The 12,925-nt window shown below is 69.1% G+C and carries 13 protein-coding genes, 1 tRNA gene, 1 pseudogene and 1 riboswitch; of the genes and pseudogenes, 14 read left to right on the top strand and 1 reads right to left on the bottom strand.

The genetic code is table 11. From position 1 onward, the window contains the following. The 6 genes and pseudogenes from scpB to G6018_RS01405 all read left to right on the top strand — a co-directional run. Positions 1 to 516: SMC-Scp complex subunit ScpB (scpB, locus tag G6018_RS01430; protein ID WP_182638527.1), on the top strand; the 516-nt coding region annotated here is incomplete at its 5' end. Next, entirely contained in the window at positions 428 to 1,282 is an 855-nt protein-coding gene (locus G6018_RS01425; protein ID WP_347237761.1) for a pseudouridine synthase, read from the top strand. The genes scpB and G6018_RS01425, both read left to right, overlap by 89 nt. Next, positions 1,279 to 2,013 carry a (d)CMP kinase gene (gene cmk, locus G6018_RS01420; RefSeq protein WP_095719360.1) on the top strand — a complete coding sequence of 245 codons (735 nt, stop codon included), beginning with the start codon at positions 1,279 to 1,281 and terminating at the stop codon, positions 2,011 to 2,013. Before G6018_RS01425 ends, cmk begins: the two co-directional genes overlap by 4 nt. Further along, positions 2,010 to 3,467 (top strand): ribosome biogenesis GTPase Der, encoded by a 1,458-nt coding sequence (der, locus tag G6018_RS01415; RefSeq protein WP_095719359.1) that lies wholly within the window; start codon positions 2,010 to 2,012, stop codon positions 3,465 to 3,467. The genes cmk and der overlap by 4 nt, the downstream gene beginning before the upstream one ends. Positions 3,468 to 3,538: 71 nt before the next feature. Then, positions 3,539 to 3,612: transfer RNA gene (locus tag G6018_RS01410), tRNA-Pro, on the top strand. A 122-nt stretch (positions 3,613 to 3,734) separates the two neighbouring features. Further along, positions 3,735 to 4,836: pseudogene (locus G6018_RS01405) on the top strand (ATP-binding protein). A 35-nt stretch (positions 4,837 to 4,871) separates the two neighbouring features. On the opposite strand, the gene G6018_RS17510 reads toward G6018_RS01405, so the two are convergent. Beyond that, a complete protein-coding gene (locus G6018_RS17510; protein ID WP_259846787.1) occupies positions 4,872 to 5,000 on the bottom strand; it encodes a hypothetical protein in 129 nt (42 codons plus the stop codon). 190 nt (positions 5,001 to 5,190) lie between these two features. Here G6018_RS17510 and G6018_RS01400 point away from each other — a divergent pair, with 190 nt between their 5' ends. The 8 genes from G6018_RS01400 to G6018_RS01365 all read left to right on the top strand — a co-directional run bounded on the left by G6018_RS01400 (position 5,191) and on the right by G6018_RS01365 (position 12,676). Next, complete coding sequence (locus tag G6018_RS01400) at positions 5,191 to 6,339, top strand: hypothetical protein (protein ID WP_182609314.1); 1,149 nt, start codon at positions 5,191 to 5,193, stop codon at positions 6,337 to 6,339. An 89-nt stretch (positions 6,340 to 6,428) separates the two neighbouring features. Beyond that, positions 6,429 to 8,726: an accessory Sec system translocase SecA2 gene (gene secA2, locus G6018_RS01395; RefSeq protein WP_182609313.1), complete on the top strand. Its 2,298-nt coding sequence runs from the start codon at positions 6,429 to 6,431 to the stop codon at positions 8,724 to 8,726. Then, positions 8,723 to 9,487, top strand: coding sequence for a CDP-alcohol phosphatidyltransferase family protein (locus G6018_RS01390; RefSeq protein WP_182609312.1), 765 nt, complete (start codon positions 8,723 to 8,725; stop codon positions 9,485 to 9,487). The genes secA2 and G6018_RS01390 overlap by 4 nt, the downstream gene beginning before the upstream one ends. Before the next feature lie 9 nt (positions 9,488 to 9,496). Further along, positions 9,497 to 9,940 (top strand): glycine cleavage system protein GcvH, encoded by a 444-nt coding sequence (gcvH, locus tag G6018_RS01385; RefSeq protein WP_182609311.1) that lies wholly within the window; start codon positions 9,497 to 9,499, stop codon positions 9,938 to 9,940. Positions 9,941 to 10,061: 121 nt separating this feature from the next. Then, positions 10,062 to 10,481, top strand: a complete 420-nt coding sequence (locus G6018_RS01380; RefSeq protein WP_182609318.1) for an FHA domain-containing protein — start codon at positions 10,062 to 10,064, stop codon at positions 10,479 to 10,481. Further along, complete coding sequence (locus tag G6018_RS01375; protein WP_095718998.1) at positions 10,478 to 11,212, top strand: MerR family transcriptional regulator; 735 nt, start codon at positions 10,478 to 10,480, stop codon at positions 11,210 to 11,212. The genes G6018_RS01380 and G6018_RS01375 overlap by 4 nt, the downstream gene beginning before the upstream one ends. A 69-nt stretch (positions 11,213 to 11,281) precedes the next feature. Beyond that, positions 11,282 to 11,782: a bifunctional nuclease family protein gene (locus G6018_RS01370; RefSeq protein WP_095719041.1), complete on the top strand. Its 501-nt coding sequence runs from the start codon at positions 11,282 to 11,284 to the stop codon at positions 11,780 to 11,782. Positions 11,783 to 12,034: 252 nt separating this feature from the next. Further along, on the top strand, positions 12,035 to 12,676 hold the full coding sequence (locus tag G6018_RS01365) for a MerR family transcriptional regulator (RefSeq protein ID WP_095718999.1): 642 nt from the start codon (positions 12,035 to 12,037) through the stop codon (positions 12,674 to 12,676). Between the two features lie 33 nt (positions 12,677 to 12,709). Further along, positions 12,710 to 12,806, top strand: a riboswitch (glycine riboswitch). The last annotated feature ends 119 nt before the right edge of the window (positions 12,807 to 12,925 follow it).

The following is a 12,925-nucleotide window of genomic DNA, read 5'->3' as shown; positions in this document are numbered from 1 at the left end:
GAGCTGCGGGCGTGGCGGGACGACCTCACGAGGGTGGGCAGCGGGATCGATCTGAGGCGGACCGACGAGGGGTGGCGCCTCTACACGCGTCGGGAGTTCGCGCCGTACGTGGAGCGCCTCCTCACCGACGGCACCCGGTCCACCCTCACCCGGGCGGCACTCGAGACCCTCGCGGTGATCGCCTACCGGCAACCCGTCACACGGTCGCGCGTGGCGGCCGTCCGCGGGGTCAACGTGGACGGCGTGATGCGGACCCTCGTGGCCCGCGGTCTGGCCGTGGAATGCGGCACCGATACGGACACGGGGGGCATCCTGTATAGGACCACGGAGCTATTTCTGGAAAGATTGGGGCTGACGTCGCTCGACGAGCTCCCGGACATCGCCCCGTTGCTGCCGGATGTCGACCTGGTCGACGAGATGAGCGACGATCCCGCGGAGGACCCGCGGATACCCCTGGGGCGGCGCAGAACCGCTGCGCCCGACCCCGCCCATGAACACCAGAATGAAGAGATGTGACGCACTCATGACTGAGTCCGCTGGCCGAGACGGCTCACCGGTCCGCCTCCAGAAGATCCTGGCACAGGCCGGGATCGCCTCCCGCAGGGCCTCGGAGGACCTCATCGCCCGAGGGCGGGTGGAGGTCAACGGGAAGATCGTGCGCGAGATGGGCGTCAAGGTCGATCCCACCACGGCGGTGATCCGCGTGGACGGCACCCGGATCGTCCTCGACGACGACCTGGTCTACCTGGCGCTGAACAAGCCCCGCGGGTACCACACCACCATGTCGGACGACATGGGTCGGCCCTGTGTGGGCGACCTGGTCGCCGACCGGGTCGACGCCGGACAGCGGCTCTTCCACGTGGGCCGCCTGGACGCCGACACCGAGGGGCTGCTGTTGGTGACGAACGACGGCGAGCTCTCGCACCGTCTGATGCACCCGTCCTACGAGGTGTCCAAGACCTACATGGCCACCGTGACGGGGGTCGTCGGCAAGGGCGTCGGCAAGAAGCTACGCGAGGGCATCGAGCTCGAGGACGGCCCGGCCAAGGTCGACCAGTTCGCGATCGTCGACGTCCACGAGGGACGCTCGCTGGTCAAGGTGGTGCTCCACGAGGGGCGTAAGCACATCGTCCGCCGGATCCTCGACGAGGTCGGGTATCCCGTCGAGTCGCTGGTGCGGATCCGCTTCGGCGCCGTCGCGCTGGGCGACCAGCGCGCGGGGAGTTTCCGGAAGCTCAACCGTAAAGAGGTCTCGGATCTCTACTCCGCGGTGGGCCTGTGAGCGCGCCGGCCGGACCCGCCGGCGTCCCGCGGCGACGGATCGCGATCGACGGTCCCGCCGGTACCGGCAAGTCGACGCTCGCCCGGACGCTCGCCGAGCGGCTCGGTGGGGCGTACCTCGACACCGGTGCGATGTACCGGGTGGCCACGCTGCAGGTACTGCGCGCCGGGATCGACCCGGAGGACGCCGCCGCGGTGATCGCCACGTCCGCCGATCTGCCGATGGAGATCGGCACCGACGCGGGATCCGAGCGGATCCTCCTCGCCGGCGAGGACGTGAGCGACGAGATCCGCACCGCCCGTGTCACCGCGGGCGTCTCGGCGGTCTCCGCCGTCCCGGAGGTCCGGGCCAACCTGGTCGGGCTCCAGCGTCGCCTGGCCTCCGGAGGTGGCACGGTCGTCCTCGAGGGCCGCGACATCGGCACGGTGGTGCTCCCCGACGCCGAGGTGAAGGTCTATCTCACCGCGAGCCCGGAGATCCGGGCCCGGCGCCGGACCGAACAGGATCGCGCCGCCGGCCGTGACGCCGACTACGACGAGGTGCTGGCCGCGGTGATCGAGCGGGACCGCAAGGACTCCACCCGCGCCGCGAGCCCGCTCCGGCCGGCCGAGGACGCGATCGTCATCGACACCTCAGACCTCACCCTCGACGAGGTGCTCGACCGGTTGGTCGCACTCGCGGAGGGCGCCGACGCGTCGCACGGCGACGCCGCAGAAGGGAACACACAGTGAGCAGCAACGAGGACTTCGACCTCCCCACGGGTCCGGTCGAGGAGACCGTCGAGGACGCGTGGAACGACGACACGGACTGGGACGCCGTGGCCGAGGAGTGGGCCGACGAGATCGGCGCCGAGATCGACGGGGTGGAGATCCTGCCCACCGTCGCCATCGTGGGACGGCCCAATGTGGGCAAGTCCACGCTGGTCAACCGGATCATCGGTCGTCGCGAGGCCGTGGTGGAGGACGTCCCCGGGGTGACCCGGGACCGCGTCTCCTATGAAGCCCTGTGGAACGGCCGCACCTTCATGGTGCAGGACACCGGTGGGTGGGAGCAGGACGCCAAGGGCATGCACCGCTCCATCGCCCAGCAGGCCGAGATCGCCATGGGCACCGCCGACCTCATCGTCCTGGTGTGCGACGGGAACGTGGGCATCACCTCGGCGGACGAGACCGTGGCCAAGAGCCTGCGCCGCTCGGACACCCCCGTGATCCTGGCGGTCAACAAGGTCGACAGCGAGAAGGCCGAGCTGCAGTCGGCCGAGTTCTGGGGGCTGGGCCTCGACCAGCCCTACGCCATCTCCGCCGCACACGGCCGCGGCACCGCCGACCTGCTCGACGAGATCCTCCGCCGGCTGCCCTCCAAGGCCCGGATGCGTGAGACGACCGACGTGCCGCGGCGCGTGGCGCTGGTCGGCAAGCCCAACGTCGGCAAGTCGAGCCTGCTCAACAAGCTCACCGGCGAGGAGAGGTCGGTGGTCGACAACGTCGCGGGCACCACCGTCGACCCGGTGGACTCGCTCGTCGAGTTGGGCGGCAAGACCTGGCGCTTCGTGGACACCGCCGGTCTGCGGAGGAAGGTCAACCAGGCCTACGGGCACGAGTACTACGCCTCGCTCCGCACCCGTGGTGCCATCGAGGCCGCCGAGGTCGTGGTGCTGCTGCTGGACGCCTCCGAACCGATCACGGAGCAGGACCTGCGGGTCATCTCCATGGTCGCCGATGCCGGTCGGGCGCTGGTGATCGCCTTCAACAAGTGGGACCTGGTGGACGAGGACCGCCGGTACGACCTGGACAAGGAGATCGACAGGGAGCTGTCCAAGATCCTCACGTGGGCCTACCGGGTGAACATCTCGGCCACCACGGGCCGTGCCCTGGCCAAGCTGGTGCCGGCGATGGAGGGCGCACTCGACTCCTGGGACAAGCGCATCCCCACCGGTCCACTCAACACGTGGATGAGCGAGGTCGTGGCCGCCACCCCGCCGCCGATGCGGGGCGGGAAGCTCCCGCGGATCCGCTTCTGTACGCAGGCCACCACCCGGCCCCCCACGTTCGTGTTCTTCTCCACCGGGTTCCTGGAGGCCGGCTACCGGCGGTTCCTGGAGCGGCGGCTGCGCGAGACCTTCGGCTTCGACGGCTCCCCGGTCCGGGTGAACGTGCGCGTCAAGGAGCGTCGACAGCGCAAGTGACCAGGCGATTGGAGCGCTCCCACAGGCGTGCGCTAGTCTGATCCAGTCGCCGCGCGAGACGCGGTGGCGGGCGGGCTGTGGCGCAGCTTGGTAGCGCACTTGACTGGGGGTCAAGGGGTCGCAGGTTCGAATCCTGTCAGCCCGACACAACACACGAGCAGGGCGGTCTTCCACGAGGGAGACCGCCCTGTCTCATTTCGCGCCTCGGGGCTACACGCCGGTGTTTAGATGGGATCTCCTCCACCAGAGCGCTCATGAGGGGTGACGATGACCGAAATCACGATCGGCAGCGCGGTGGGCGCTCCGGACGTCCCGGCCCGGCTCGACGCCAGTCGTTTCAACCGTCACACCTTCTGGTGCGGTCAGAGCGGCAGCGGGAAGACCTACGCGCTGGGGGTCGTGCTCGAACAGTTGCTCCTGCACACCGAACTCCCGATGGTCGTCCTGGACCCCAACGCCGACTTCGTCCGGCTACCCGAGTCGCGGGAGGACGCCGACCGGGCGGACTCGGCTCGATTGTCAGAGCTGGATATCCGGGTGTTCCGCTCGTCCGCCGGCGCGGGGGAGCGTCTGCACGCCCGGTATCTCGACCTGTCCCCGGCGTCCAAGGCCGCTCTGATGCAGCTTGACCCCATCGCGGACGCCGAGGAGTACAACGTCCTCCTGCACGCCGACGTCCGCGCGGAGCACTTCGACCCCACGACCGCGATAGACCGGATGCGAGCGTCGACCGACCCTGGGGAGGTTCGGCTGTCCTACCGGATGGAGAACCTCCAGGTGCTCGAATGGGATCTGTGGTCCCGAGGTGGGAACTCCGTCGTGGACGTCATCGACGAGCGCCCCCGCGCGACCGTGCTGGATCTCGGAGGCTTCCAACACCCGGCCGAATCCAAGGTCGCGGCGTTGGCCGTCCTGGAACACCTGTGGACGCGGCGCGAGGAGCGACGTCCGATCCTCGTCGTGATCGACGAGGCGCACAACATCTGCTCGCCGGACCCCCAGGACGATGTCGAGCGTGCGCTCACCCGCCAACTGGTCCAGATCGCCGCCGAGGGCCGCAAGTTCGGGCTGTGGTTGCTGCTGTCGACCCAGCGTCCGAACAAGATCCACCCGAACGTGCTCTCGCAGTGCGACAACCTTGGTCTGATGCGCGTCAACTCGCCCAGGGACCTCCTGGAGCTCGCGGAGGTGTTCGGGTTCGCCGGCGAAGACCAGAGAAGACCAGATACGGCGATCCGCCTCGTTCGCACAGGGACAGGCGCTCTTCGCCGGGGGCTTCGTCTCCGAGCCGACGTACGTGCAGATGGGCCGCCGGATCACCGAGGAGTCGGGTGGGGACGTCCGGGTGCCACTACGCGACGACAGGTGAGGTGACGGCCTCTCCCGGGTTCACGGGCGCAGGCGTCACACCAGCGCCGCGAGTCGCCTCCTGCGACAGTTCTGGGTGACGATCCACGCGACGTCGCGGCTGTCCGTCGGGAAGTTGAGACCGTCGTCGACGGCATCGAGAACACTGGACGCGTTTCTCGACATGATGCGCGGCGCCACCACCGGGAAGATGGTCGTACGGATCGCGACCGAGCAGTAGTAGGGCCCCACTCGTGGCGCGTCGACGGATCCGCGCTCCGGTCGAGCGGGACGGCATGTGATCCCCGAAGGGGGCATCATGGCAGCATGAAGTCCATCGGCGGTGACCGCCGGAGCGGGGGAGGGGTGCTCGGGTATGACCAGTCACGATCAGGACGGTGACGGCGAGGACGCCCGCGCCCGCCTGATCCGCCACGTCGACGATCTGTGCGCGGGCACGGCCCCCTCGGGACCCCGAGAACTCTCCGATCGGGCGGCCCTGCTGGTCGCCTGTGGTCTCGTCGAACCGCGGATCGTCGACGTGGTGCTCGCGCGACTCCACCGGAATCTGCCCTTCCCCACAGTCGGCGGTTTCCACCAATTGCGTGTGATCGAGGAACAACGTCACGACCTCAGGCGGCTGCTCGGCACCCCGTTGCCGTCGGTCCTGAGGGTGGCGTTGCGCACCCGTCTGGCAGACCTCGACCGGAGGTACGTCGCCCTGCGCACCGGGTTCACCCGCGGCGCAGGTGTCTTCGCATATCGGATCAAGGACATCCGCGCAGACCGCAAGCGAGGGGTCCACCTGGACCCGGAGGACCGGGGTCGGCTCTTCGACGCCCTCGCCTCCACTCCGACGAGGGCACCGGTGCCGATGGTGCCCAAGACCATGGTCGAGTTGGGCACCGCGGCGGCCGCCTACGGGCAGCGCGAGATGGGAAGGGTCGTCCTGCCGCACCGTGTCCAGGCCGTGGTGGAGTCGCTGCCCTCTCTCCCACGGATCCGGGCGGACAACCGCCGCCTGCCCGAGATGTACACGGCGCTGCTCATGGAGGTCGGCGGGCTGTACGACCGACTGATCCGGGCCTACGTGCGCGGGGGGCGATCAGTGGAGGAGATCCGGTTGCAGTTCGACGCGGAGACCGAGGTGGTGGGGCTCGCCGGAGACCTCTGCCGACTCCGCGAGACGGCGGCGACGCCGGGTGTCCCACCCGCGCGTGACGGGTTCACCATCCTGACCGGGATGGGCGCGGCTATCGACGAGGTCTGGGCCGAGGTGGTCGAGCGGGCGGTCGCGTTCCGCGAACTGGTGGAATCGGTGGAGACCCGCGCCGACGCCGCGGTGTCCGAGGCCGCGCGGCTCGACGACATCGCGCGCGAGAACGGTGTGAGGCCTCCGTCCACCGTGCATGCGCCCAGTCCCGCGGACCTCACGGCCGAGCACCTGGCGGCCCGCGCCGGTGACCGGATGCTCTCCACCGAGGCGATGCGCAGGCTGCGCGGGCAGATCGACCCTGATCGCTGACGCAGCGAGCAGCGGGGTGCGCCGCCGAACCCGTCAGCCCCTGCGTACGGTGGCATCAACTGTTCTGTAGACCGGGAAGGACTCCACGCGTGGGATTCGCCAACCGCTTCTGGAAGCTGATGGGCTCCACCCAGGGCCGGGACACCTCGCGCGCGCAGAGTGCGGTCGAGGCGTCCCACGGCTTCGACGACTGGGCCTCGGGAATGGAGGACGCCGAGTTCGCGGACGCCGCCCACGATCTGCAGCTCTTCGGCGAGTCCCCCGAGGACCTCGCACGCTTCCTCGCCCTGGCCCGGGAGGCCGCGTCCCGAGCCGTCGGACTGAGGCCGTTCGACGTCCAGCTCCAGGGCGCACTGAGGATGTTCGCGGGGGACGTGGTGGAGATGGCGACCGGAGAGGGCAAGACCCTCTCTGGTGCGGTCGCGGCGGCCGGGTACGCACTCCAGGGGCACACCGTCCACGTGATCTCCGTCAACGACTACCTCGCGGCCCGTGACGCGCGGTGGATGGGGCCGATGTTCGAGCTCCTGGGGCTGACGGTGGGTCACGTCACCGAGTCGTCGTCCCGCGAGGACCGTCGCGGCGCCTACTCCTGCGACATCACCTACGGGTCCGTCTCCGAGATCGGTTTCGACGTGCTGCGGGAGCAGCTGGTCACCGATCCCGCGGACCTCATCGCGCCCACGACCGACGTCGCTCTGGTCGACGAGGCCGACTCGGTCCTCGTCGACGAGGCGTTGGTCCCGCTGGTGCTCGCCGGGTCCACCTCCGGGGAGGCGCCCACGGGGGAGATCCTCTCCGCGGTCCGGAAGCTGCGAGCGGGCCGCCACTACGAGACCGACTCCGAGCGGCGCAACATCTTCCTGACGGACGACGGTGCCGAGGCGATCGAGGGCGAACTGGGGATCGGGGACCTCTACGACGCGGAGCATGTCGCCACGACGCTGGTCCAGGTCAATGTCGCCCTACACGCCTGTTTCCTGCTGAGGCGGGACGTGGACTACATCGTCCGTGACGGGCGGGTCCAGCTGATCAACGCCTCGCGGGGTCGCGTCGCCGAACTGCAACGGTGGCCGGACGGACTGCAGGCGGCGGTCGAGGCCAAGGAGGGGGTCGCGGTCTCGGAGGCCGGTCAGATCCTCGACAGCATCACGGTCCAGGCGTTCATCGGCCGATACGACCGCGTGTGCGGAATGACGGGAACGGCCCTGGCGGCCGGGGCGCAGCTGCGCGAGTTCTACTCACTGGGCGTGTCCCAGATCGACCCGAACACCCCCTGCGTCCGGGTCGACGAGGCCGATCGGACGTATATCGACGTCGACAGCAAGACCCGGGCCGTCGTCGAGCACATCGCCGCCGTCCACTCGACCGGTCAGCCGGTGCTCGTGGGAACCCACGACGTCGCGGAGTCGGAGGAGCTCGCCGCACGCCTGTCCGAGAAGGGCGTGGAGTGCGTGGTACTCAACGCCAAGAACGACGAGGAGGAGGCGGCCATCATCGCCGAGGCGGGGGACGTGGGCAACGTCACCGTCTCCACCCAGATGGCGGGCCGCGGCACGGACATCCGTCTGGGTGGGTCCGACGAATCCCGCCGCGACGAGGTGGTCGAACTCGGCGGTCTGCACGTGGTGGGGACCGGGCGGCACCGGACGGAGAGGCTCGACAACCAGCTGCGCGGGCGCGCCGGACGCCAGGGAGACCCCGGAAGTTCGGTGTTCTTCGCCGCGATGGACGACCCGGTCGTGACCTCGGCCCTGGAACCCGAGAAGATCCCCACCGCGCACGACAGGATCAGCGGGCTGCTCAAGGGCAACCGTGGCCGGGACGCGGTCGACCACGCCCAGCGTGTCACCGAGGGCCAGATGCTCGCGATCCACTCCAACACCTGGCGGTACAGCCGACTCCTCGCCGAGCAACGCGCCATCCTCGCCGAGCGTAGGGCGGCCCTGTTGGTCACGGAGAAGGCGTTCGAGGAACTCACCGCGCACGATCCCGGGCGCAGCGCCGAACTCGTGGAGACGCACGGCCGTGACGCCGTGGTGCAGGGGTGCCGGGACATCATGCTGTGGCACCTCGACCGGGGCTGGGCCCGTCACCTGGAGACGATGAACGACGTCCGCGAGTCCATCCACCTCAGGGCCCTGGGGCGGGAGAACCCCCTCGACGAGTTCCACAGGATCGCGATCGATCACTTCAGGGACCTCGCCTCGGACGCGGTCCGGGAGTCTGAGACCACGTTCGCCGAGATCGAGTTCACCGATTCGGGGGTGGATCTGGTGGCCAACGCGATGGCGCGGCCCACCTCGACGTGGACGTACATGGTCCACGACAACCCGATGGCGGCGGGTGGCAACGTCTTCTCCGGGATGATGTCGACCTTCCGATGAGCGCGGCGCGGGAGGGACGGCGTGAGACCGATCTGAGGGAATGGCGGACCGGCGAGGGCAGGGTCCTCGGTGCGCGCATCCCGCAACCGCGCGACGGGCACCTCTCCGCCGCGGTGCCACCCGGTCTCGGGTACGAACCGCCGCCGCGTGACCCCCAGGTCAGCGACAGATTCTGGACGCTCCCCAACGTCATCTCGCTGGCGCGCATCGCGCTTATCCCGGTGCTCGTGGTGAGCATCCTGGTCTGGGACGACCCGCCGCTGGCGCTGTGGCTCCTCGGCGCGTTGGTCGTCTCCGACTGGCTCGACGGCAAGATCGCACGACTGTGGAACATGCGGTCCACCTGGGGCGAGCGTCTCGACCCCCTCGCCGACCGCATCCTGGTGGCCGCTGTGCCCGTGGCCTTCGCCGTCGCCGGGTACATCCCTGTCTGGGTCGTGGCGATCCTCCTGGTCAGGGACGCGCTGTTGGTGGGGACCGTCCCCGTGTACCGCCGGAGAGGGATCGAACCGGAGGTCACCTACCTGGGCAAAGCCGCCACGTTCGCGCTGTTCTGGTCCCTTCCCCTGCTCCTCGCCGGGTTCGCGGGAGTCCCCGGCGGGGAGGGTTTCCTGATCCTCGGAGAGGCGTGCCTGTACTGGGGTGTGGGCCTCTACTCCTGGAGCGGGTCGATCTACCTGTGGCAGGCCTGGAGGATCGCGCGGTCCGTCCCCCCGCGCCGTCCCGGATCTACTGCAGTGGGGCCGTCCGGCGGTGTGTAATGTCGCCAGATGTACACGCCAAGTGAGCCACGCGAGAAGGGCACGTCAGTGAGTGACCAGAACATCCCCGACCAGCTCCGGTACACCGACGAGCACGAGTGGGTGGAGCGGGTGTCCGACACCCGAGTTCGCATCGGCATCACCGAGTACGCGCAGTCCAAGCTGGGTGACATCGTCTTCGTCCAGCTCCCGGACGTGGGCGGGGAGACGGAGTCGGGTGAACCGTTCGGCGAGGTCGAGTCGCCCAAGAGCGTCTCCGACCTGTACGCGCCGCTGAGCGGGAAGGTCGTCGAGGTCAACACCGCCCTCGAGACGTCGCCCGAGCTAGTCAACTCCGACCCGTACGGTGAGGGGTGGATCGTCGTCCTCGAGATCCCGGACGTCGACGATCTGGAGACGCAGCTCGAGCAGACGCTGGACTCGGACGGATACGCCAAGATCACGGAGGGCTGAGGGGTAGGGACCGCCCCCGGCCCCGCGGCCGGACGGTCCGACATAGAATCGCAGGCACCGCATGGTGAGCCCCACGCCCGGGCTCGGACGAGGAGAGACGAACGTGACCGAGAACAAGAACATGCCCGAGGCGACCGCCGAGACCACCTCGGTGTTCCGCGCGGAGCTTCTCAACGAGTCCGATCAGCAGGCGGCTCAGTCCGAGCCCGCCGTCACCGGTGTCGAGGGACTGCCCGAGGGGCAGGCGCTCCTGGTGGTCAAGCGAGGGCCCAACGCGGGCTCCCGTTTCCTCCTGGACCAGGCCACCACGTCGGCCGGCCGCCATCCGGACAGCGACATCTTCCTCGATGACGTCACGGTGAGTCGTCGCCACGCGGAGTTCCGGAGCGAGGGCGGTACGTTCAACGTCGTCGACGTCGGATCCCTGAACGGGACGTACGTCAACCGCGAACCCGTGGACTACGCCTCGTTGTCGAACGGCGACGAGGTCCAGATCGGCAAGTTCCGCCTCGTCTTCCTGACGGGTACGCCCGGGCAGTGACAGCCGCCGGACACGGCGCCACCGAGGAGGGACACCTCTCCATCGGCGGCGTCATCGCACTCCTGAGTCCGGAGTTCCCGGACCTCACGGTGTCGAAGGTCCGGTTCCTCGAGAACGAAGGACTGGTCACCCCCGAGCGGACCGCCAGCGGGTACCGCCGGTTCAGCGTCGGGGATCGTGAACGGTTGCGCTATGTCCTCACGGCGCAGCGCGACCGGTATCTGCCCCTCAAGGTGATCCGTGAGGAGTTGGAGGCGCTCGACTCCGCGATCGCGGACGGGTCCACGACCGCCCTGCTCCCGCGGCCCGGCGGGGACGGTGTGCCGGGGTCGACCCCGGACGATTTCCGCAGCGACACCGTTCTGCGCCTCACCCGTGAGGACGTGGTCGAGCAGTCGGGGGTGGACGCGGAGCTCGTCGGTTCCCTCGTGGACGCCGGGCTCATCGTGGCCGGCCCCGGCGGATTCTTCGACCCGGAGGCGGTCCTGGTCGCGCGGACGGCGCACGACCTCGCCGGCCACGGCGTGGACGTCCGTCATCTGCGGGGCTTCCGGACGGCCGCCGACCGGCAGACGGGCCTCATCACCCAGATCGCCGGCCCGGTGGCACGGCAGGGCGACGCGGATGCACGGGATCGCGCCGCCGAGTTGGCCCGGGAGATCGCCGCGCTGTCGGTCGCTCTGCACTCCACGCTCGTCACCGTGGCCGTCCGGCACGCGCTGGAGTCCTGACGCACGCGCCCCGGGACGGATCGGAGCTAGGCTGGACCCGTGGGAGAGGCGGAGGACATGGGAAAGAACATGCGAGAGGTGAACGTCGTCGGCATCCGTTTCGAGGAGCCGGAGTACGCACCAGTACTGATCCTGCACGAGAAGGACGGGGGGCGGTACGTCCCGATCTGGATCGGAGCGTCCGAGGCCGCCGCGATCAGTCTCCAGCAGCAGGGCGTGCAGCCGGGCAGGCCACTGACCCACGATCTCGTGGCGACGCTCCTCGAGACCTTCGCCCATCCACTCGAGCAGGTGGAGATCGTGGGGGTGTCCGAGGGGACGTTCATCGCGGAGCTCGTCTTCGAGGGCACGCGGGTCTCAGCCCGGCCGTCGGACGCCGTCGCCGTGGCACTGAGGACCTCGTCCCCGGTCCTGGTCAGCCGTGAGGTGCTCGACGAGGTCGGGATCTCGCTGGTGGAGCAGGGCGAGGAGGAGGTGGAGGCGTTCCGTGAGTTCCTCGACCAGGTGAGCCCGGATGACTTCCTCGGTGGTGGAGACGCTCCGCAGGAGCCCGGCGGCCCCACGTCCTGAGCGCTGCGACCAGGTATTTCCGTCTCCACAGGAGCCACTCCAGCACCAGTGCGCAGGTCGCGGCCAGGTCTCAAGTTCAACTTGAGGTTGAGGTTTACCGCGTGTCCTATTGATCGCGGACCCTCGCGGGCCTAGCGTTGCTCCCAGTGAACTACACCGATGGTGTTCACGTGTTCAAGGATCCGGACTCGACAGAGTCCGGCACCGTGTCCCCGCGACAGCGGCGGCACCCCACAGCTTGAGGGAGCAATCGTGGCCGACCACACCCGGGATCCGGAGTCGTCCTCCACCGGTACGCACACGGAGGGTCTCTTCGGAGGCGACGTCGAGGCCACCCAGGCCACGTTCGACGAGGTGCAACCGGGACTGTTCCCCGACGACGGCATCCCGGACGGCACGAGTGGATACCGCGTGCCGATCGCCTGCCAGATCGCCGGCATCACCTACCGGCAACTCGACTACTGGGCCCGGACCGATCTGGTGGTGCCGTCGATCCGCAACGCCGCCGGGTCCGGCAGCCAGCGCCTGTACTCGTTCAAGGACATCCTCGTCCTCAAGATCGTCAAGCAACTGCTGGACACCGGGATCTCGCTGCAGAACATCCGGAAGGCCGTGGACCAGATCCGCTCCCGGGGAGTGAAGGACCTGGCCACCATCACCCTCTTCTCCGACGGTCGCACGGTGTTCGAGTGCACCTCGAAGGAGGAGGTCTTCGACCTCCTCCAGGGCGGACAGGGAGTCTTCGGTATCGGGATCGGTGGTGCGATGCGGGAGCTCGCCGGGTCGATCTCCGAGTTCCCCGCCGAGACCGTCTCCGCCGAGGACGTCATCGAGCCCCTCGAGGACGAGTTGGCGGCCCGTCGCCGCGCCCGCGCCTCGCGGCGTACGGGCTGATCGGAGGAGTCGTCTAGACTCGGCGGTGCGTTCACGCGACTCACGGGAGAGTCCCGCGGTATCCACCGCGGGCGCCGAAGGAGCAACTCCTCTCCGAGAATCTCTCAGGCACCCGGACCGTGTAGTCGTCGAACGCCTCTGGAGAGCGGTGGAACAGACCACCCGCCCACGGGGAAAGCGCGGCCCACAGGTGGGCCCCGTGAATCTCTCAGGCGCCGGCGTCAGCCGGTTGGGGACAGAGCGGAGAGG

The organism is Dietzia sp. DQ11-44, assembly GCF_014145205.1.
Lineage (GTDB): Bacteria > Actinomycetota > Actinomycetes > Mycobacteriales > Mycobacteriaceae > Dietzia > Dietzia natronolimnaea.
The sequence above is the reverse complement of the archived record's forward strand: the minus strand, read 5'-3'. Positions and strand labels throughout refer to the sequence as shown.